The sequence below is a fragment of the Epilithonimonas tenax DSM 16811 genome (assembly GCF_000428485.1).
Classification (GTDB): Bacteria; Bacteroidota; Bacteroidia; order Flavobacteriales; family Weeksellaceae; genus Epilithonimonas; species Epilithonimonas tenax.
The window spans coordinates 51,579-69,430 of record NZ_AUAA01000014.1; the positions used below are offsets into that span (position 1 = coordinate 51,579).

19 protein-coding genes are annotated in these 17,852 nt (G+C 33.8%); 8 read left to right on the plus strand and 11 right to left on the minus strand.

Features of this window, described 5'->3' with window-relative positions; genetic code table 11:
• Positions 1 to 99 precede the first annotated feature (99 nt).
• The 4 genes from F564_RS0108885 (at position 100) to uraH (ending at position 2,084) form a co-directional block, all read left to right on the plus strand.
• Positions 100 to 390 carry a hypothetical protein gene (locus tag F564_RS0108885; protein ID WP_028122334.1) on the plus strand — a complete coding sequence of 97 codons (291 nt, stop codon included), beginning with the start codon at positions 100 to 102 and terminating at the stop codon, positions 388 to 390.
• Between the two features lie 102 nt (positions 391 to 492).
• Complete coding sequence (locus F564_RS0108890) at positions 493 to 1,062, plus strand: Crp/Fnr family transcriptional regulator (RefSeq protein WP_028122335.1); 570 nt, start codon at positions 493 to 495, stop codon at positions 1,060 to 1,062.
• Between the two features lie 65 nt (positions 1,063 to 1,127).
• Positions 1,128 to 1,655: a heme-binding protein gene (locus F564_RS0108895; protein WP_028122336.1), complete on the plus strand. Its 528-nt coding sequence runs from the start codon at positions 1,128 to 1,130 to the stop codon at positions 1,653 to 1,655.
• A gap of 21 nt (positions 1,656 to 1,676) precedes the next feature.
• The gene (gene uraH / locus F564_RS0108900) at positions 1,677 to 2,084 is read left to right on the plus strand and encodes a hydroxyisourate hydrolase (protein ID WP_051259620.1); all 408 of its coding nucleotides are present in this window, start codon (positions 1,677 to 1,679) and stop codon (positions 2,082 to 2,084) included.
• On the opposite strand, the gene F564_RS0108905 is transcribed toward uraH, so the two are convergent.
• Positions 2,060 to 2,398, minus strand: a complete 339-nt coding sequence (locus F564_RS0108905) for a hypothetical protein (RefSeq protein ID WP_028122338.1) — start codon at positions 2,396 to 2,398, stop codon at positions 2,060 to 2,062. The two genes, uraH and F564_RS0108905, sit on opposite strands and share 25 nt — an antisense overlap.
• Positions 2,399 to 2,717: 319 nt before the next feature.
• Between F564_RS0108905 and F564_RS0108910 the strand changes: the two genes are divergently transcribed.
• Genes F564_RS0108910 through F564_RS0108925 form a run of 4 tightly spaced genes read left to right on the plus strand, consistent with a single transcriptional unit; the run spans position 2,718 to position 7,789 of the window.
• Positions 2,718 to 3,398 carry a TetR/AcrR family transcriptional regulator gene (locus tag F564_RS0108910; RefSeq protein ID WP_028122339.1) on the plus strand — a complete coding sequence of 227 codons (681 nt, stop codon included), beginning with the start codon at positions 2,718 to 2,720 and terminating at the stop codon, positions 3,396 to 3,398.
• 6 nt (positions 3,399 to 3,404) lie between these two features.
• On the plus strand, positions 3,405 to 5,078 hold the full coding sequence (locus F564_RS18990) for a peptidase domain-containing ABC transporter (protein ID WP_051259621.1): 1,674 nt from the start codon (positions 3,405 to 3,407) through the stop codon (positions 5,076 to 5,078).
• Positions 5,079 to 5,082: 4 nt separating this feature from the next.
• On the plus strand, positions 5,083 to 6,402 hold the full coding sequence (locus tag F564_RS0108920; RefSeq protein ID WP_028122340.1) for an HlyD family secretion protein: 1,320 nt from the start codon (positions 5,083 to 5,085) through the stop codon (positions 6,400 to 6,402).
• On the plus strand, positions 6,383 to 7,789 hold the full coding sequence (locus F564_RS0108925; RefSeq protein WP_028122341.1) for a TolC family protein: 1,407 nt from the start codon (positions 6,383 to 6,385) through the stop codon (positions 7,787 to 7,789). The genes F564_RS0108920 and F564_RS0108925 overlap by 20 nt, the downstream gene beginning before the upstream one ends.
• A 3-nt stretch (positions 7,790 to 7,792) precedes the next feature.
• On the opposite strand, the gene F564_RS0108930 is transcribed toward F564_RS0108925, so the two are convergent.
• The 10 genes from F564_RS0108930 to F564_RS0108975 form a co-directional block, all read right to left on the minus strand.
• Positions 7,793 to 8,407, minus strand: a complete 615-nt coding sequence (locus F564_RS0108930) for a flavin reductase family protein (protein WP_028122342.1) — start codon at positions 8,405 to 8,407, stop codon at positions 7,793 to 7,795.
• A gap of 96 nt (positions 8,408 to 8,503) precedes the next feature.
• Positions 8,504 to 9,241 carry a hypothetical protein gene (locus F564_RS0108935; RefSeq protein ID WP_051259622.1) on the minus strand — a complete coding sequence of 246 codons (738 nt, stop codon included), beginning with the start codon at positions 9,239 to 9,241 and terminating at the stop codon, positions 8,504 to 8,506.
• 60 nt (positions 9,242 to 9,301) lie between these two features.
• Positions 9,302 to 9,784 carry a glutathione peroxidase gene (locus F564_RS0108940; RefSeq protein ID WP_051259625.1) on the minus strand — a complete coding sequence of 161 codons (483 nt, stop codon included), beginning with the start codon at positions 9,782 to 9,784 and terminating at the stop codon, positions 9,302 to 9,304.
• 390 nt (positions 9,785 to 10,174) lie between these two features.
• Entirely contained in the window at positions 10,175 to 10,309 is a 135-nt protein-coding gene (locus F564_RS21100) for a hypothetical protein (RefSeq protein ID WP_262493696.1), read from the minus strand.
• 178 nt (positions 10,310 to 10,487) lie between these two features.
• Entirely contained in the window at positions 10,488 to 13,088 is a 2,601-nt protein-coding gene (locus F564_RS19925; protein ID WP_051259623.1) for an AAA-like domain-containing protein, read from the minus strand.
• A 1-nt stretch (position 13,089) separates the two neighbouring features.
• Positions 13,090 to 14,718, minus strand: coding sequence for a 5'-methylthioadenosine/S-adenosylhomocysteine nucleosidase family protein (locus F564_RS0108955; protein WP_161625939.1), 1,629 nt, complete (start codon positions 14,716 to 14,718; stop codon positions 13,090 to 13,092).
• 155 nt (positions 14,719 to 14,873) lie between these two features.
• Positions 14,874 to 15,509, minus strand: a complete 636-nt coding sequence (locus F564_RS0108960) for a hypothetical protein (protein ID WP_154656837.1) — start codon at positions 15,507 to 15,509, stop codon at positions 14,874 to 14,876.
• A gap of 140 nt (positions 15,510 to 15,649) precedes the next feature.
• Positions 15,650 to 16,798, minus strand: coding sequence for a hypothetical protein (locus tag F564_RS0108965; RefSeq protein WP_028122347.1), 1,149 nt, complete (start codon positions 16,796 to 16,798; stop codon positions 15,650 to 15,652).
• 1 nt (position 16,799) lies between these two features.
• Complete coding sequence (locus tag F564_RS0108970) at positions 16,800 to 17,048, minus strand: helix-turn-helix transcriptional regulator (protein ID WP_028122348.1); 249 nt, start codon at positions 17,046 to 17,048, stop codon at positions 16,800 to 16,802.
• Positions 17,049 to 17,353: 305 nt separating this feature from the next.
• On the minus strand, positions 17,354 to 17,842 hold the full coding sequence (locus tag F564_RS0108975; RefSeq protein ID WP_154656838.1) for a hypothetical protein: 489 nt from the start codon (positions 17,840 to 17,842) through the stop codon (positions 17,354 to 17,356).
• Positions 17,843 to 17,852 lie beyond the last annotated feature (10 nt).

The following is a 17,852-nucleotide window of genomic DNA, read 5'->3' on the forward strand; positions in this document are numbered from 1 at the left end:
TATGGGTAAAGATATGAAACCATCTCTCATATTAGTCTGTTTTTTTGATTATTTATAAAACATAATGCTGAATTTTTAAATAAATAACAACTGAATCAAATGGTCGTCAACCATACTATCAGTTCTCCGACATCAATTCACTCGGTTTCAAAATTTAAAACTCAATTACCGATTGTTCAACGAGGTTTACATCAAAGAAAATCTCCGGATGAGCTGGGACAGCCATTTGGTTTAGAAGAAACTCAGGAAGCGCAGGGAAAATCAACCTGTAAAAATAAAAAATCAACAGGGCAGATCCGTGAGCAAATATCCGGCAATTACAAAGTCTCTTGTTTGCCGACATTGGCGAAGAATGCACCATCACTTAATGTTTACCAATACCGTTTTTAATTATTATTTCAAATAATTGATGGAACTATTTACGCGTCCATTTTCTATATTTAATATCTTTAAATTTGACCAATTAGATTTAAACCATAAGTATGATTACCAATGTATTCACTTCTTGAAAAATTTATCCTGAGCAAAAGTGATATTTCTCCCGAAAAACTGGAGAAAATAACGTCTTTCTTCATTCCTGTAACAACAAATCGAAACGAAATATTGCTACAATATGATCAGGTGTGCAAATATTACTACTTTATCAATAAAGGCTGTATCCGTTTATTCACAACGACAAAAGATGGTGCAGACAGCTCAAGGTATTTCGCTTTTGAAGGGAATTTCGCCACAGCTTTACCTAGTTTTATTGACCAAAAACCTGCCCAAGAGTACCTACAGACAATAGAGAAATCAGAATTGCTTTGCATTACGAGGCGAGACTTTTATTATTTGGTGAAAACGGTACCTGAGTTTGCAAAAATTTACACTGAAATTCTGGAGCTTGGATTCATCATCGCACAAAAAAGGATTTATGGTTTTCAGGGGTTTGATGCATTAGATAAAGTAAAATGGCTCATTGAATACCAGCCTCAACTTTTACGTAGGGTATCCAACAAGATGGTCGCTTCATATCTCGGAATTTCTCCTTCTACCTTAAGCAGAATAAAATCAAAACTCTGAAAACGTTGACATAGGACAACGTTTTTGATTTTTCTAGTCTTTAACTTTGCATCAAAAGAAAGGTTATGAAAATACAATTTTTGTTTGTACTACTGAGTTCATACTTATGCTTCGCACAAAACAATACTGAAAAAACGATACCACTCTACCCTACTAATCAATACGTAAAGTCTGTTAATAACTTAAGTACAGAAGCAGCATTAGAATTGGCAAGCCGCATCTCAAAAACTGCAGCTACAAAGAACAAAAACGTTTCTATTGCGCTATTGGATGCTTCCGGAACAACTATCCTATTGCTCCGAGGCAACGGCGTGGGACCTCACAATACGGAAGCATCAAGAAGAAAAGCCTATACCGCGTTATCCACGAAAACACCCACCCTTTTGTTATTAAGAAATGCAGAAAAAAATCCTGACACAAAAAATCTGAATTCTCTACCGGAACTACTTCTATTAAGCGGAGGAATGCCCATTTGGTACAAGGGTGAAATCATTGGCAGTGTAGGCGTATCAGGTGGTGGCAGTCCGGAAAATGATGATTGGATCGCACAGTCCGCATCCATCCCGGAAATTGGGATTACTACAACTAAATAGTTTAAATTTAAAAATAATAAAATGAAATCACTACTCATCACGATGCTTTTCGGACTTTTACCGATAGGGACTTTTGCTCAGACCAATAATTTTCAGCTGTCTAGTCATATCTTGGATGTGTCTAAGGGTTTACCTGGTGCAGACGTCAAAATAAAATTAGAAAAGTATAACAAACAATCAAAAATATGGGCTTTTGTAGACGAGAAAAACACCGATACAAATGGCAGGATTTCTGATTTTCTACCCTCAGAAAAAGACAATCTCGGCATTTTCAAATTAACCTACTACACCAGCGATTATTTCAAAAAAAACAATACAGAAAGTTTTTACCCTTATATTGAAGTGGTATTCGAAATCAAAGACAAAAATCATTACCACGTTCCGATAACATTGTCTGCTTATGGCTATTCTACGTACAGAGGTAGCTGATTGAGCTTGATGAATTGAGAGCGCAATTTTTTACGCAATAATTCATTAAAAAAAGCAAATGTTGAATTATAATCAACGTTTGCTTTTTTATCATTTTTATCAGAAATAAATTCTAACCAAGTCACCTCTTGATCTTCTTTAAAATTCGTGATCGTAATGTGAAAAATTTTACGTTTAGCTGTATCAATGTCTGATATCTTCGAGAATACTGATGACATTGATTTTTCAAGAGAATTTACAGACTTTCCTTCTTCCAGATAAACCCCTTCTCCTTCCGGAACCATTAAAACCTGACCTTTCTGAATCTGTGCCAATTGGTTCTTGCTTCAGGCTCAAATGTGACATTTCCGGCAAAGAACTCATTGTTTTTATTTTTTCTGATAAATGCGCTTAGAAAGCATATCTGGTAAAACAATAAATTGCTAAACAATACTTCCTTATCGGGGTAGCACACCACTCACACTATTTTTTCAAAAAGAGATGAAATCCACCGTGGAGATTTTTTAAAATATGCTTGGTTTCGTCGTACTTTATAAAAAACCAAATATTTAAATAATAGTATTACTATCAATAAAATACAAAAGACTATCTTTGGCGTATATTTTGCTATAATAAAAGTAGTAATATACAACAATGGAATTTCAGTTAAAATTTAAAGTCAACGATCATCTTTTTCTTAGAGATCCGGAAAATAGTGAAATCGGAAAAACAATAGTCAAAGACTCCATAGAGCTTATTTATGAGATGGGTTTTGAGAGTTTTACTTTTAAAAAACTGGCTCAGAGGATCAACTCTACCGAAGCCACAGTTTACAGGTATTTTTCTTCAAAGCACAAATTGCTTACGTACATTCTCAATTGGTATTGGTCATACATTGAGTTTATTTCTAAACAGAGATTGCAGGAAATCAAAGATCCAATGCAAAAAATGGAAAAGATCCTGGAAATCATCACGCACAATGACGAAACAGATGATACGATAGAAGATTATAACCTTGCAAAACTTCACAACATTGTCATTGCAGAAAGCAGCAAATCTTACCTTGTAAAAGAAGTGGATGAGATCAATAAAGAGATGGTTTTCAGTCCGCTCAAAAGTCTTTGTAATTTTTTTGGCGAAGTGATTTCTGAAGCCAAGCCCGATTTCTTATATCCCAAATCTTTTGCAAGTACACTTTTGGAAACCGCTCACGATCAACAGTTTTTCAGTGAGCACCTTCCGAAACTTACGGATAATCACATCAATAAAATCGAACATCAAAAATATGTCCTCGAGTATCTGCGCTTCATCACCTTCAATCTTATAAAATCATAAATACCCATGGAAACTTCTCCTAAACAGCACGGCTACAATCTTTTCAAATACGTCACAAAAGAAAAGAAGGACGTTACCAATATTTATTTTTACGCCATTCTCAATGGTTTGGTACAGCTCAGTGTTCCACTTGGGATCCAATCTATCGTCAGTTTTGTGATGGGAGCCACGATGGCGACTTCCATCTATATCCTGATCGCTTTTGTTGTTTTGGGAACTTGGCTGGTTGGTTATTTCAGATTAAAAGTAATGCAGATCATTGAAAAAATACAGCAGAAAATTTTTGTCGAGTTCTCTCTTGCTTTTGCTGATAAACTGCCAAAAGTAAATCTGTCAGCCACCAGAAAATATTATCTTCCTGAATTGGTTAACCGTTTTTTTGACACGCAGAATCTGCAGAAAGGCATTTCAAAAATTTTACTGGAAATCCCAACGGCTTTGATCCAGATTCTATTCGGAATTCTGCTTCTCTCTTTTTATCACCCTTGGTTTTTGGTTTTCGGAGCTCTGGTTGTCATCTGTGTTGTCTTTATTTTCAGATTTACAATGGAAAGCGGAATCAAATCAAGTATTGCGGAAAGCGACAAAAAGTACGAGGTTGCATCCTGGCTGGAGGACATTGCGGCATCCATCAAGACTTTTAAGCTGAATTCAAAAACAGAAATTCATCTGAAAGGTACAGATGAAAGGGTTGTGGATTATCTGGATGACAGGACTTCACATTTCAGGGTTCTCGTGGTTCAGTACAAAACCATTATTGCTTTCAAAGTCATCATTACGTTGGTGATGCTTGTCATTGGAACCTATCTTTTGGTCACCCAGCAGCTGAACATCGGTGCATTTATCGCAACAGAAATTGTTGTATTAAGCATAATGACAGCGGTAGAAAAACTGATTATCAGTCTGGAAAGTTATTACGATGTGATCGCAGCTTTGGCAAAACTGAACAAAGTGACCGACTTGCCCGAAGAAAATATAGGCACCATCACTTTTGACGAACAAAATACGGGTTTCAGCATAGAATTTAAAGAAGTCAGTTTTGCGTTTAATGATTTTCAGAAAATTTTGGAGCACGTGAATTTCAAAATTTCCGAGAATACAATCAACGTGATCTCCGGAAAACTGGGCACAGGAAAATCGTTGCTTCTCAATATGTTGACTGGATTTTATGAGCCAACTGCAGGGAGTATTTTGTTTGATAAAATCCCACTAAAAAACATAGACAAAACAGCCTTAAGGAATGAAATCGGGATGTATCTTGAAGATATGACCATCATCAAAGGAACTGTTTTGGACAACATCATTCTCGGTCATCACCACACCACTGCGGAACAAATTCTTGATATATCGGATGAAATGGGAATTGACAGTTTCTCAAGCCAATTCAGCAACGGATTCTTTACCCAAATCAGCGAAACCGATACGGAAATGTCGTATAGCTCTAAAAAGAAAATTCTTTTACTGAGAGCTTTGGTTGGCGGCAAAAGATTATTGATTCTGGAAGATCCATTGGATGGCATGAATGACGAATTCAAAACAAAAATGACCAATTACCTGTTAAAAATCAAAGAAACTACAACCATCATCATCGTTTCAGAAGATCAAATGCTTACCAGTAATGCGGATCAGCATCTTCACATTGAAGACGGAATGGTTAAAAACTTATTCAATAAAATTTAAGAAAATGGAACTGCAATCAGTTAATAAAGTATACCATATCCACAAAAAATCAAGGGTAAAAAGATGGTTCCTGTTCATCTTTCTGGGAGGAATTATCGTTTTGTTTTTACCGTGGACACAGAACATCAAGGTCATTGGAAATGTGAGTACACTGTACCAGGACCAGCGCCCGCAACAGCTTAATTCCCCAATTCCGGGAAGGATCATCAAGTGGTACGTCAAAAACGGAGATGATGTAAAAAAAGGCGATACGCTGCTCCAACTTTCAGAAGTGAAGGACGATTATCTGGATCCGCTCTTGGTGAAAAGAACAGAACAACAGGTCGATGCAAAGAAAGGTCTGCAAAAATATTACGAAGCCAAAGTTGGAACAACCAATAATCAGATGCAGGCTTTAAACTCTGGCAGAGAATTAAAACTGAGTCAGCTCCGGGTGAAGATCAGCCAGCTCAATCATAAGATGACTGGTGAAGAAGCCGAACTTGCAGCGGCTAATAATGAACTCAGAATGACTGCAGACCAATACGAAAGGCAGAAAAAAATGTATGACGAAGGTCTGGTTTCTCTCACGCAATTCCAGCAGAGAAGCGTTTCTTATCAAAATGCATTGGCAAAGAAAACCGCCACAGAAAATAAGCTGGCGCAAACCAGACAGGAAATCATGAATGTAAACATCGAACAAAATGCCACCATCCAGGATTATAACGAAAAACTGAGCAAGACCGAGGGAGACCGTTTCCAGAGTATGGGACAGATAGAAGGCAGCGGCGGTGATATTGCCAAGCTTGAAAATCAGGTCGCCAATTACAAAGCTAGACAAGGCTTGTATTTTGTGATCGCTTCTCAGGATGGTCAAGTGGTTCAGATCAACAAGGCAGGAATCGGGGAAATCCTGAAAGATGGCGAAAGCATTGGCGTGATCGTCCCAGAAAAAGTGGACTATGCGGTGGAAGTCTTTATCAAACCAGTCGATCTGCCACTGGTGAAAGAAGGACAACGTGTGATGTGTATCTTTGACGGGTTTCCTGCCATTGTCTTCTCAGGCTGGCCCAATTCCAGTTACGGAACGTTTGCAGGAAAAGTCATTGCAATAGAAAATAACATCAGTACAAACGGGATGTTCAAAGCATTGGTGATTCAGGATAAGAACGAAAAACAATGGCCTCCAAAAATCAAAATGGGTACGGGCGTTCAGGGTATTGCTATTTTGAATGATGTGCCGATCTGGTACGAATTGTGGCGAAACATCAACGGATTCCCGCCAGATTACTACGAAGTGAAAACCACAGAAAAATCTTCAGGAAATGAAAAAGATAAAAAATAGATTTGCGGTGATTTGTATGCTGCTTTGTCTACAGTTTTCTTATGCGCAGGATTCTCTCAAACTCTCGCATCAGGAATTTCTCAACATTGTGAAGAATTACCATCCGTTGGCATTCAAATATCAGCTTCAGAATCAAATTGCTAAGGCCGAAATTACCCAAGCAAGAGGCAACTTCGATCCGGTCATCGCTGGAAAATTAGGCGAGAAAAATATTGACGGAACAAATTATTACCAACAGAAAAACATAGAACTCGGCATTCCCACCTGGTATGGGATTGATATGACCGCAAGTTACAATGATCTTGCTGGAGAAAAACTCAACAACAGTGATACAAAAGGAGGTCTCTATCAATTCGGGATTACCATTCCGTTAGCCAAAAATCTGCTGTACGACAAAAGAAGGGCCATGCTAGATCAGGCAAAATTTGGTTTGAAGATGACGCAAGCCGAGCAAACGGTGCTCAGTAATGAGCTTCTTCTGGATGCAGAAAATACTTTTTGGGAATGGGTGAAAAATTACGAGATCTACAAATTGCAGAAATCTGCCGTCAAAATCAACAGAAAACGACTGAACCTTACCAAAAGAACATATGAATTGGGAGAAAGACCAGCTATTGATACGGTAGAGGTTGTATCTCAATTACAAAATTTTGAACTTCAGGAACGTGATGCCTATCTTACTTTTGTGAAAAGTACGCAGGATTTGCAGATGTTTCTTTGGAAAGACAACCAGGCACTGTTTGAAATCTCGAAGCTGATCGTTCCGTCAGCTGATCTGGACGAACATTCCGGATACACGGATTATGAATTTTTGGTTCAGACTATATCCTCAAGGCAGCTGGAAAATCACGCTTCTGTGGCATACTATTCTGAGAAACAGAATATTCTCGAAAGTGAGCGCCGACTGAAATGGCAGCGTTTTCTTCCCAAGCTGGATTTCACGTACAATTTTTTTACAAAGGAAAATTACAAGCCGGACTATCTGCCTCTTTTTGATCATAATTTCCAATATGGTTTGAAACTAGAAATTCCTATTTTCCTAAGACAGGCAAGGGCAGATTACGACATTGCAAAACTTAAAATCTCCCAAAACCAACAGGATTTTCAGTTTAAATCCCGCGAAATCAGCACTAAAATTGAAACCTATAAAAATGAGGTCAGCAATTATTTCACCCAAATCGAAATCTCAACCAAGAATCTGAACAATTATCAGCGTCTTTTGAATGCAGAAGAAACAAGATTCGGCAACGGGGAAAGTTCTTTGTTTTTAATTAATTCCAGAGAAAATAAATTACTGGAAGCCAAGGAAAAAAACTTTGAACTTAAAACTAAGTTCCTGAAAAGCTACAACAAGCTGAAGTGGCTCAATGAGAATTTTTTGAGGTAAAATTTACGGTTTTGCGTATTTCAGTCTTGTTATCAGTTGGGTATTGTGATAGCCATCTAGAGAAGAGCCGGCAATGGTTCCTGCCTTCTCAATATTAAGAACGCCATCTTCTTCCCAGATTTCTGTGGGGAAATACAAATCCACAATTTCACCAATAAGCAGATCGGTACCGTTACTTTTGATAGGGATCATTTCCTTTAACATTAAGCCCATTTGTATCTGCGATTCTTGAACGAAAGGCGCTGCAAAATTATTTTTATATACGATGCCCAATCTGGCAGCATCAAATTCTGATTGGTCTCTGTCATATCTTGCCGATGTCTGATGTGCTTTTTCAAAAATCGTGGCATTCACATGATTAATGGTATAATAGCCCATTTGCTGTATATTCTCGATCGTGTGTCTTTCAACAGAATTAGGACGAGAAATAAATCCCAATAAAGCAGGATCTGCTCCAACGTGCATCACAGAATTAAAGATCGCAAGATTCGTTTGTCCTTCCGGGTTGGTGGTTCCAATTAAATTAAGGCTTTTAAAGCCACTCAGAGAATTGATCAATGCAATTCTTTTTCTTTTTTCTATATCGGCAATTTGCTGATTGGTAAAATGAGTAAACATTAATTTTAAGATTTTAATTTTATAACTAAAACTTCTTTTGAGATATTGTTTTAGAAACTTATACTTACAAGACTAAAAATATGAAAACCTGAACTTTTAATACAACCTTCTTTTTTTTAACATTTGAAAAGTAATATTCCCAAAAATAAACAATGCTGTGCAGCCGGCGGCGGCGTAAACCGTTTGGCTGGAATGTTGATTGGCCACCGCAATAGCAATGGACGCCCAAACAGCAACCAAAGCAAATGCAGTCATATTAAATTTCCAAAGCATATACAAATGGATAATGGCAGCCACGATCAACATCAGAACAGTCCAGGTAGGCTCTGAAATTCCAAATCCTGACCATTGTATCTTCTTCAGATATGCTGCTACATCTGCAATTAGAGCTACAGAAATCCAACCCGAATATAGGTGAAAGGGCAAGCGAAGAAACACATTTGTTTTGAAGTCCGGCGCTTGCATTTGATATTGATTTTTCTGTATAATTTTCAGCAAGGAAAAAAACAAAAGAGCCATAATGGGGATGGTGAGAAAAGTATATTCATAAAGCCAGGCAAACACCCATAAGCAATTTGCAATGCAGGAAATGACAAACCACCATCCTACATTTAAAATTGTTTTTTCTTTGGCATCTGTATCTTTTGTAAATGGACCATAATAAATTGCAAAACCAAGAAGCCCCAAATAAATAAGTCCCCAGATAGAAAATGCATAGCCAGCAGGTGTAAATAGATTTTGGAACTTTGCGGACATAGTTGCCATCGTTTCTTCATTAAAAATCCCGGTATTGGACAGGTAATTAATGACCATTGTTGCAAGTAAAGCAAGCATATTTAAAATTTGAAACAACTTTTTCATGATTTAATTTTTACTAAAGAGGCTCTTCATTATTTAATTTTCGATTAAAGTAACCAATTGCTCATCCAGCGGTGCAACACTCGATTCAAAATAGCGGAGAAGATCGCCATTTTCACTGATGAGATATTTATTAAAATTCCACTCCGGAGCTTGGTCATTCCATCCATTCATATTTTTGTCTGTTAACCATTTGAAAACCAACTGCTGATCTTCATTTTTAATCACTCCTGCTTTCTTAGCAATTGGAAATGTAACGCCGTAATTGACTTTGCAGAATTCCGAAATTTCCTCATCACTGCCATTCTCCTGATTTGCAAAGTCATTTGCAGGGAAAGCGATGATCACTAGCTTGTCTTTATATCTTTCACTAAGTTTTTCCAAATCTGCATACTGATTGGTGAAACCACATTTGGAAGCCGTATTAACAATAAGTACTTTTTTGCCTCTTAGGCTTAAAAAGTCAAGTTGTTCTCCGTTGTTCAATGTAGCTGACAGTTTGTAAAAGGAGGTTTTCATAGTTCGATTGATTGTTTGATTGGTAGAACCTGGATTTTTACCATCACAGGAACATACACTTAGCATCAAAATGATAATAAGGGCATGAGTAAAAATTAATTTTATAGTCATCATAGGTAAATGTCCGAAAAAATCTTGTAAAAAACTACATTATTCTTGTCATTTTGGTTCGCAATTCTACATCTGTTTTTGCTCTGCACGATTTACTCCTCAAAACAAGCAAATCTATTGAAATAAGTCCTCTTATTTGATTACCATATTTTAGATCTGTAATTAGCTTCACAATCTTTTAAAAAGGTAAAATACTTTAGCATCCGATACAAAAATTTGAAAATCCGCAGTTTAAACAAGAAAGAATTCTATTTGTAATCTCATCCTTTCAAAAGATGTTTAAAGCAACTTATCGAAGTGGATAGGAAGATCATAAATCCTTTTGCCCGTCGCATGAAAAATAGCATTGGTAATGGCTGGCGGCATTCCTACACCTCCAATCTCTCCTACGCCTTCCACTCCAAGATCGTTCACAAACTGTATAAAATAAAGGATCTTTGCTCGTCAAATGTTCGTCAAATAAATAAAAAAGCTTTTACAAATGAATGTAAAAGCTTGATTATCAACGTGGTCCCACCTGGGCTCGAACTTTTTTCATTTTTGCCAGTATTTATGGGATTTAAAGCTTATGTAAATTATGAAGGGGGGAATTTTAGGGAAGATTTACTACAATGCATTCATTATTTATAATATCATTTTCAATTTTTTTGTATTTAGTATTTACAACCCTACCATCATTATATTTCACGGTTAACCACTCATTTCTTCCATATTTTTTGTACGTAGTTGCGGGTAAATTTTTTAACGAATTTTGTGAAATAAAACTTCTTGCGTTATTTATTATTGTGTTAATACCACCAGCATCAATGATATGATTTTTAGCAGATGTTAATTCTGTATCTTTAGTAATTTGTAGTATTTCTCTTGCAACTCTCAAAGCCCTGTCATTATTTCTTTGATTTATGTAAATATTCAATTCAAGATTCTTTATTACAAGAAAATTAACGGATGAATCATCTTTACTTGCACTATTAAAATTGTTAATGATTTCAACATATTTTAATGCATCGGAGTGTAATTTTTTCTCGCCTAAAAAATAAATTAAGCTAGCTGATATTGCAAAATCAAAATTTTCTAGTTTTGTTGGATTTCTTTCTTCAAGTAAATTTAAATAGGATATCGAATATTCAGTTGATTTTCGTAAATCAAAAGCATAAGCAATTATTTGTAATGATTGAAATTTTAACTCATTATCTAACTCAAAACCATATTTATTTTCATATAAATTTATTAGTATATCTACTGCGGTACTCCAATCGGACGTATCGTTAAGATAGTTAACAACTGTTTCATATATATTTTTCGCAATTGAACCTTTGCCAATTTGAGCACTAAATGGTAATATTTGCTCAAATAAATCTTCGTTTACTTTAAATGCTAAGATTAATAAATCTTTAAAATCTATTTTACTAAAATTCAATGGTCTTTCAGGGTCAGTATCTTCTAATTCAATCTTATTTTCGAACAATTGTTTTACTAATCTTGTAAGTAAATGTTCTTTTTCCTCTCTATCATCAACAAGTTTTATTAAAGAAAGTAGTATTTGAGGTCTAGCATTATTATTAAATTCTAATGCTTTGTAATAATGCATTTTAGCATCCTCGGAATTATCATTAAAATTATTAATCAATCCAAGATTATAATGAGCAACTGAAACAACCTCATCTGTGAATTCTTTTTTATGTCTAATTTTCTCTGGAAATTCTTCCGATAGAAGGCTTTCAAAAATTGTTTGTGCCTTATCTCTATTTTCTTGATTATCAGAACTTAATGAAAAACTACCATAATTTAGAAGTGCTCTCACATAGGTTTCATCTTCTTTCTTACCATCTATGACTATTTTCAAGCAATCTAAACTTTCGTCAATTAAATTTCTGTAATATAAAACGATGCCTTTTATGTGATGTAAATTATAATATATTTTACTCGATTCATTAACATCAAATACAGCTTTGTCCAGTAAAGTAGATGATTTTAAGTACTGACCAATTCGATATGCGGCAATACCCATGTAATAATGATAAAGTGAACTAACTTCCTCATCAAATGTATTTTCTTCTAAATATTTTTCGAAGTAGAATAGAGTTTCTTGAAAATTATCATGTTCAAAATAATCAAGAGCTGTTTTAATTAAACCTTTTTCTTTTTCCTCTAAAGACCTAATCCAATTGAGATTTAATGCTTCATCAATAATTTGATTTTTTATCTTTACATCTTTTGATTCATAATTTATTATTCCAGAAAGATATAGCTTACTTTTTAGTTCATCTGAAATTTTCTCTCCATTCTTGTATTTGATTTGAACAATCGAGTCTCTCAGTTGTTTGTTGTTTGAAACAATTTCTCTTATATTATCTATTGGTGCTTTATCGTAAGACTTGAGATATAATTTATCTACGATTTCATCAATAAGTTTTTCATCACACTCTTTTTCTTTTACAATTTCTTCAATTTCTGCACAAACATCCCATGTTAATCTAGGATTTCCATTTGTCCAATAAAATATTCGATCAACAGAATTTTCATCTAATACTAATTCTGATATTTTTATAAAGTTTAAAAATTCTTCTCTGGTGAAATCATTCAAATATATTTTTTGACCTATATTAAAAGGTGATACTTTTGGATCTTTGATAATCTCATTAGGCTCAACAACTCCAGAAAGTAAATATGTTAGTCTATTGAAAGCTTTATTATTTACTCTAGCGGCAAAATACATACTTCTAATCTGTGAAAAAATCTGATCAGAGTAATCAGTTTTTGTCAGCGCATCAATTTCATCAAGAATAATGACTAACTTTCCCTCTATAAAGTCTAGTAGAATTTTTAATTCATTTGTATGCTGCTTATGAGGTGGTAATTCTTGACTTTCTTTTCTCAACGAGTAGATTTTTTTTGAAGCCTCTAAAAATTTTTCGGGAAACGAATCAATTGCAGTATCTATTATGTTTTCAAAACAACTTCTTGCAGTATCGAATACATTTGATAAATCAACATATACGAATGCGTCATTTTCACCCTCTAAATTCGCTTTTGCATTTAACAAAAGATTTGTTTTACCCATCTGTCTCGAAACCAGAACATATCCTGGTCTACCCATTTCAGAAATAATATTAATTAGTTGCTTGTCTGCACTTCTTTGAACATATAATTCATTTGGAATTATTGTATATGGTTTTAAGATCTTATCCATACTATTTAAATTCTCTTTCTGTTTCTCCTAAAATATAAGTTAATGTCTCCTCATCAAACTTATCTACACTTATTACACTCCTTATGAATTTTTTTACAAATCTTGGAGATCCTTTTGCTCTCTTTACCAAGTCAAGAACAACATCACGATTAATATTTAAATTTAGTTCCTTTAATATTAATTCAAGTAATGAATTAATTTCGGTTTCATTCCAATAGTCCAATTCTAAAAAAGTAAATTGTTGATATACTTTTTGTTGGAAGGAGGTAATATACTTAGTAGGATTGTCAATACAAGAAAGCACAAATTTAACTTTACTCAAGCCTCGCTTAAAATTCTTTGATATTAAAAGTGAAAATAATTTTTCCGCAAATTCCTTTTGGTCAGCAACACTACTAATAGGAATTTCCTCAATAAATATAACTATATCTTTATCAAAAAAATTCTCTTCTAGTAAGGTGAGAATTTTCTTACTACACTCATTAAAATTTGCTGGTTTCTCAATTATTTTACTGCCAACCCTATCAGCGATCTCATATAAGATTTCATCAAAAAGGATTTCTATTGACTGCCCAATACATGGACTTAAATCAATCTGAATATATTCTTTTTTATTATTGATTAGATTTCTTGCAATCAAATTAGACTTTCCACAACCACTTGGTCCATGGATCCAAACTCCGAATTGATTCAAAACTCCAATAAAATCATTATCTCTGTTTCTTTCAATATAAAATTTCTCTTTATCGTGATCATAAAAGTCAAAAAGGACATTACTTATATCTTCTTGACAAATATCTAATTTTTCAGCAAAAGGCAAAATATTTAATTCCTTAAATGCTGTTTCTGACATAAATAAGCTCGAGCATAGGTTTAGTGCTGATGATATTGCTTTCCTTTGATTTTGATGTTTATCTTTTCCTTTTTCTCCATCTGCAAAATCACAAATTCCTTTTACTAAAATACAGTCGGTTTTAGATGATGAACAAGCAGAGTAAACTCCCGCTCCTTCCATTTCGCCACCTTTTGAATCAGGATAAGTACCTTTCAACATTTCTCGATATTCCAAATTATCGACAAGTATCTCACCCGACATTACTCTAGTAAATATGATCTCCGAATTTTTAGAATCTGATAATTGATAATTCCAGTCCTGTATGTTTTTGAAACGATTTAATAAAAGTTGGCTTGACGGAATTTCTATGCCTCTTTGAATTGTATCAGATTCACCTATCCTTTGAGATTCATATGGTAATACTGATTCTGCAACAAGAACGTCTCCAATATTTTGTTTGTTCTTGTCAATTCCAAATGCTATTCCTACCATGATCAACGCTTTAGATTTAAAAAGCTCTAATGATTGTTTAACTGTGAGAATTGAACTCGAAGGAGAGACCGATCCCATCGAACATTGTACGTGAACTACTTTGTATTTGCCGAAAATACCGAAATAATATGTTAAATTACCTACGTGACACTTGATTATACTATTATACTTTGGTAAAGGAGCTAATTTTTCATGAGTAAAGAGAGTTTCCAATTCGGTTGCTGTAACTAATAATAGTAAATTATCATCTACCAAATATTCTATATTTTTAAAATCTAATTCTAGATATTCGACTTTGCTCATTTGAAAAATCATTGTTTGCTGAAGGAAATTGTTTTTTACAAACTTAATGCTAATTTTTCAATTATGAACTTAATCCTTTAACAAAAAAAGAAGCTATTATAGCTTCTCATTCGGATTTCATTTTTTTTTAAATCCGCATAAATTTGTTAATTAAATTATTTATATAATTCAGAATATTTCATGTCGAAATCCAAACCTATTCTTGAACCAGATTCTTTGTATGCTTCTTCAGCCGATAAGTTTCTAAATCCGGGCTGAATCAAAATAATTTTATTTTCATAAAAATTAAATTTAAATTCGAAGAAAGATTTTCCTTGAATTTTAAACTTCGTTGATAAGTAGAAGCTGTCTTTTATTATAGTGAAAGAGATATTCTCGGGCTGAAAATAATCAAGTTTTAAATTATCTTGAACAGACTGTAATGTTTCAGGAATTGTCGTAACCGATTTCAGAAATTTGCTCATTATTTTTTTATTGTTAATTGTATCGATAATATCCATTATGCATCCACTACGACCACTTACAGTATAATTATTTATCTGTAATTTTATATTTGGAAGAAGGTCGTTTTCAAAGAATCCTTTTTGGGTTTGTTCAAATTCTAAATGTGGCATATTGAAGTCAGAAATTAGATACAATGTAGTTAATACCTTAAAAGGTTCAAAATCGGTTGCTTTTATATTACCGATCGGGTTTTGCGATTTCGCAAAGATATTATTACTATTCGCCCAGCTGTTTTTAACCATATTTTTTTTAGTTTTATTTGAATCTGATAAGTTTATATTATTCATTTTTTTTAATTGATTTTTAGTGCTTGTATTTAGTTGTTTGTTTTTTGATGCAGATAACGTGTTCAAAAATTCTGCGCAACTTCATATAGTTCACTTAATGGTTTTACCTCTTAGTATAACTTTTTAGAGTTGTATTAATCTTATATACTATCCGACAAGAGAGAACCACCAGTCAACTCGCTAATTTTTTTGTGCAGTTTCCTGCTAAATGTCAGTTTTACATAATCGTTGTTTTTTTTGTATTCGTTGAAGAGTTGTTCACATTTCGTCAGGTAGCTTCGCTTAATATTCGTGTTAAGGAGTGGAGCTGCAAAATCAATAAATCTACTAATGCTACTAACTCCACGAACGCCAAAACTTTTCAAACCAAGATACTTGAGGTATTTGTCAAAGTTTTTCACAGACTTTCCTCTCATCTGAGATTCAATCAATCCTTTATCAATTTCAGGAGAAATCGTGTTGACAAAAGAAATTTGACTTAACAAACCATAAACTTCCGCACCGACCTCGGCAAAATTATCTCTGAGAAGACTTAATGAGTTTAGCTTGTTGGTAAAACCCCTTCGATTGAACTGAGACATAGACCTAACTCTCAATTCAAATCTGACGAAGCTATGTCTCCGGGAAATTTTCTTTATCATCTTTTTCTTTGATATTTTGTTACGTCCTCTGAAAACTTCATTTTGCTGAGATGCTCTACTAAGCTTATTGTAAATCGACAATTCATATTTTTTGTTTCGGAAGGTTACTGCAGAATTCACGACTCTTATAGTTTCAGAAGTTCCATTCATCTGCGAAATGCTACTTAGAATTGAACTCATTGTAATGTTAAATCTCAAGTTGACACCCAACTCAATCTGTGTTATCTTAGCTTTCCAGAATATATTTCTGGGAATTTCGAATTCGTCTGCGTATAGATTTATAATTTCAATAAAATCCAAATAATTCAAATCTTTGAAAGCACTTTCTTTTTTGTATGAAATGAAGTCCTTCCGAATGTTTTGATGAATCGTCAATCTGCCACCACTCTTGCCTTCCTTCACTGCATAACAAATGAATAGATTTTTGTAATTTTTATAATTTTCCTTTTCCAATGATTTAATTAATACAGTCACTTTCGGTGCTTCTTGAAAATCTTCCGGTGTCAATTCTGACATAAAACTCATTTGATTATAATCAGCAATGTAATATTGAGTACCTTTCTTCTTGAACCTCTTGGTAAATATCCTTCCAAGGACTGCCTCTGAAATAATTATATTTTCCAAATAAAATTTGATTCTATCGACCATTTTACTTTTTTAAAAATTTCTGCAATTCACTTACATTAATATACACTTTACCATTCTTAGTCGGCTGATTTGTCTTTAAACCTTTTTTGCGGTATCTGTCAATTGTTGACCTACTGATCCCGTACTTTTCCTCCACTTCCTTTACAGTGAGGATTTCTTTGTTTTCCACCAATACTTTTTCAAGTTTTATGATTCTGTTTTTTAGTTTGTGGCATTCATTAACTAGATAGTGCCTACTTTTATATTTCATATTTTGATTGTTTAATATATACTTATAGCACTACAGAATTTTTTTAATGTTGAATTAAATGTTAAATTTTATAAAGCATTGATTATCAATACAAAAAAAATACAGCTTGTAGCTGTATTTAATGTTCATAAATTTATTACGGTCATAAAAGACAAAAAAATATTGAGTTCTTGTTGTCCTCTTGTTTTCGCTTGGATTTTTTCCTCAAAAATCTCTTACGATTATTTGTAGGAAGCTTTGATTATTTTTTGTTTTTACTTGTTTAAAATTTTTTGGTAATTACTACAATTGTCAATGCCTCTATATCAATTTCCAAAAACCTTAACCATATAATATCCAGCTTTTAATTCCGGAACTTCTTTAGTTGGTTTATCTACTATGCTGATAGAAGACCTACCATTGTAATAAAAGGAAAAATACGGAGCAGCACTCTTTTTGGGTTTGTATCCGTAGACAACAAGATCAGCCTTCATTTTCTTTAACACTTCCCAATCATTGCTGTAAAAATTAGTTGAACTCATTTTGAAGTTATAGATTGTTGAAATATTAATTTCTCTTTCAACAATTTGCTTCTTATCTTTTTCTGAGAAAATGAATTTATATTTTTGAATTATATTCTTTTTGTCCTTAGAGTAGCTTTCTTCGGGTTCCATAACTTGCCATCCATATGAATGCAAAGTTGTGAGATCAGAAACAGAAGCACTCGATAGTCCAAATAGACCTTCCAAATCTTTAATTTGAGAATAAGCATTTGCGCAAAAGAATATTGCGGATGCAAATAGTATTTTTTTCATAGTTGTAAGA

Coding starts and splice junctions, on each gene's coding strand:
- F564_RS0108895 (WP_028122336.1), top strand. CDS start 1,128: ATGAAAATACAATTTTTGTTTGTACTACTGAGTTCATACTTATGCTTC.
- F564_RS18990 (WP_051259621.1), top strand. CDS start 3,405: ATGGAAACTTCTCCTAAACAGCACGGCTACAATCTTTTCAAATACGTC.
- F564_RS0108965 (WP_028122347.1), bottom strand. CDS start 16,798: ATGGTCGATAGAATCAAATTTTATTTGGAAAATATAATTATTTCAGAG.
- F564_RS0108955 (WP_161625939.1), bottom strand. CDS start 14,718: ATGAGCAAAGTCGAATATCTAGAATTAGATTTTAAAAATATAGAATAT.
- uraH (WP_051259620.1), top strand. CDS start 1,677: ATGAAATCACTACTCATCACGATGCTTTTCGGACTTTTACCGATAGGG.
- F564_RS0108885 (WP_028122334.1), top strand. CDS start 100: ATGGTCGTCAACCATACTATCAGTTCTCCGACATCAATTCACTCGGTT.
- F564_RS0108970 (WP_028122348.1), bottom strand. CDS start 17,048: ATGAAATATAAAAGTAGGCACTATCTAGTTAATGAATGCCACAAACTA.
- F564_RS0108935 (WP_051259622.1), bottom strand. CDS start 9,241: ATGCTTGCTTTACTTGCAACAATGGTCATTAATTACCTGTCCAATACC.
- F564_RS0108960 (WP_154656837.1), bottom strand. CDS start 15,509: ATGAATAATATAAACTTATCAGATTCAAATAAAACTAAAAAAAATATG.
- F564_RS0108975 (WP_154656838.1), bottom strand. CDS start 17,842: ATGAAAAAAATACTATTTGCATCCGCAATATTCTTTTGCGCAAATGCT.
- F564_RS0108930 (WP_028122342.1), bottom strand. CDS start 8,407: ATGTTTACTCATTTTACCAATCAGCAAATTGCCGATATAGAAAAAAGA.
- F564_RS0108890 (WP_028122335.1), top strand. CDS start 493: ATGTATTCACTTCTTGAAAAATTTATCCTGAGCAAAAGTGATATTTCT.
- F564_RS0108910 (WP_028122339.1), top strand. CDS start 2,718: ATGGAATTTCAGTTAAAATTTAAAGTCAACGATCATCTTTTTCTTAGA.
- F564_RS0108920 (WP_028122340.1), top strand. CDS start 5,083: ATGGAACTGCAATCAGTTAATAAAGTATACCATATCCACAAAAAATCA.
- F564_RS0108940 (WP_051259625.1), bottom strand. CDS start 9,784: ATGAAAACCTCCTTTTACAAACTGTCAGCTACATTGAACAACGGAGAA.
- F564_RS0108925 (WP_028122341.1), top strand. CDS start 6,383: ATGAAAAAGATAAAAAATAGATTTGCGGTGATTTGTATGCTGCTTTGT.
- F564_RS19925 (WP_051259623.1), bottom strand. CDS start 13,088: ATGGATAAGATCTTAAAACCATATACAATAATTCCAAATGAATTATAT.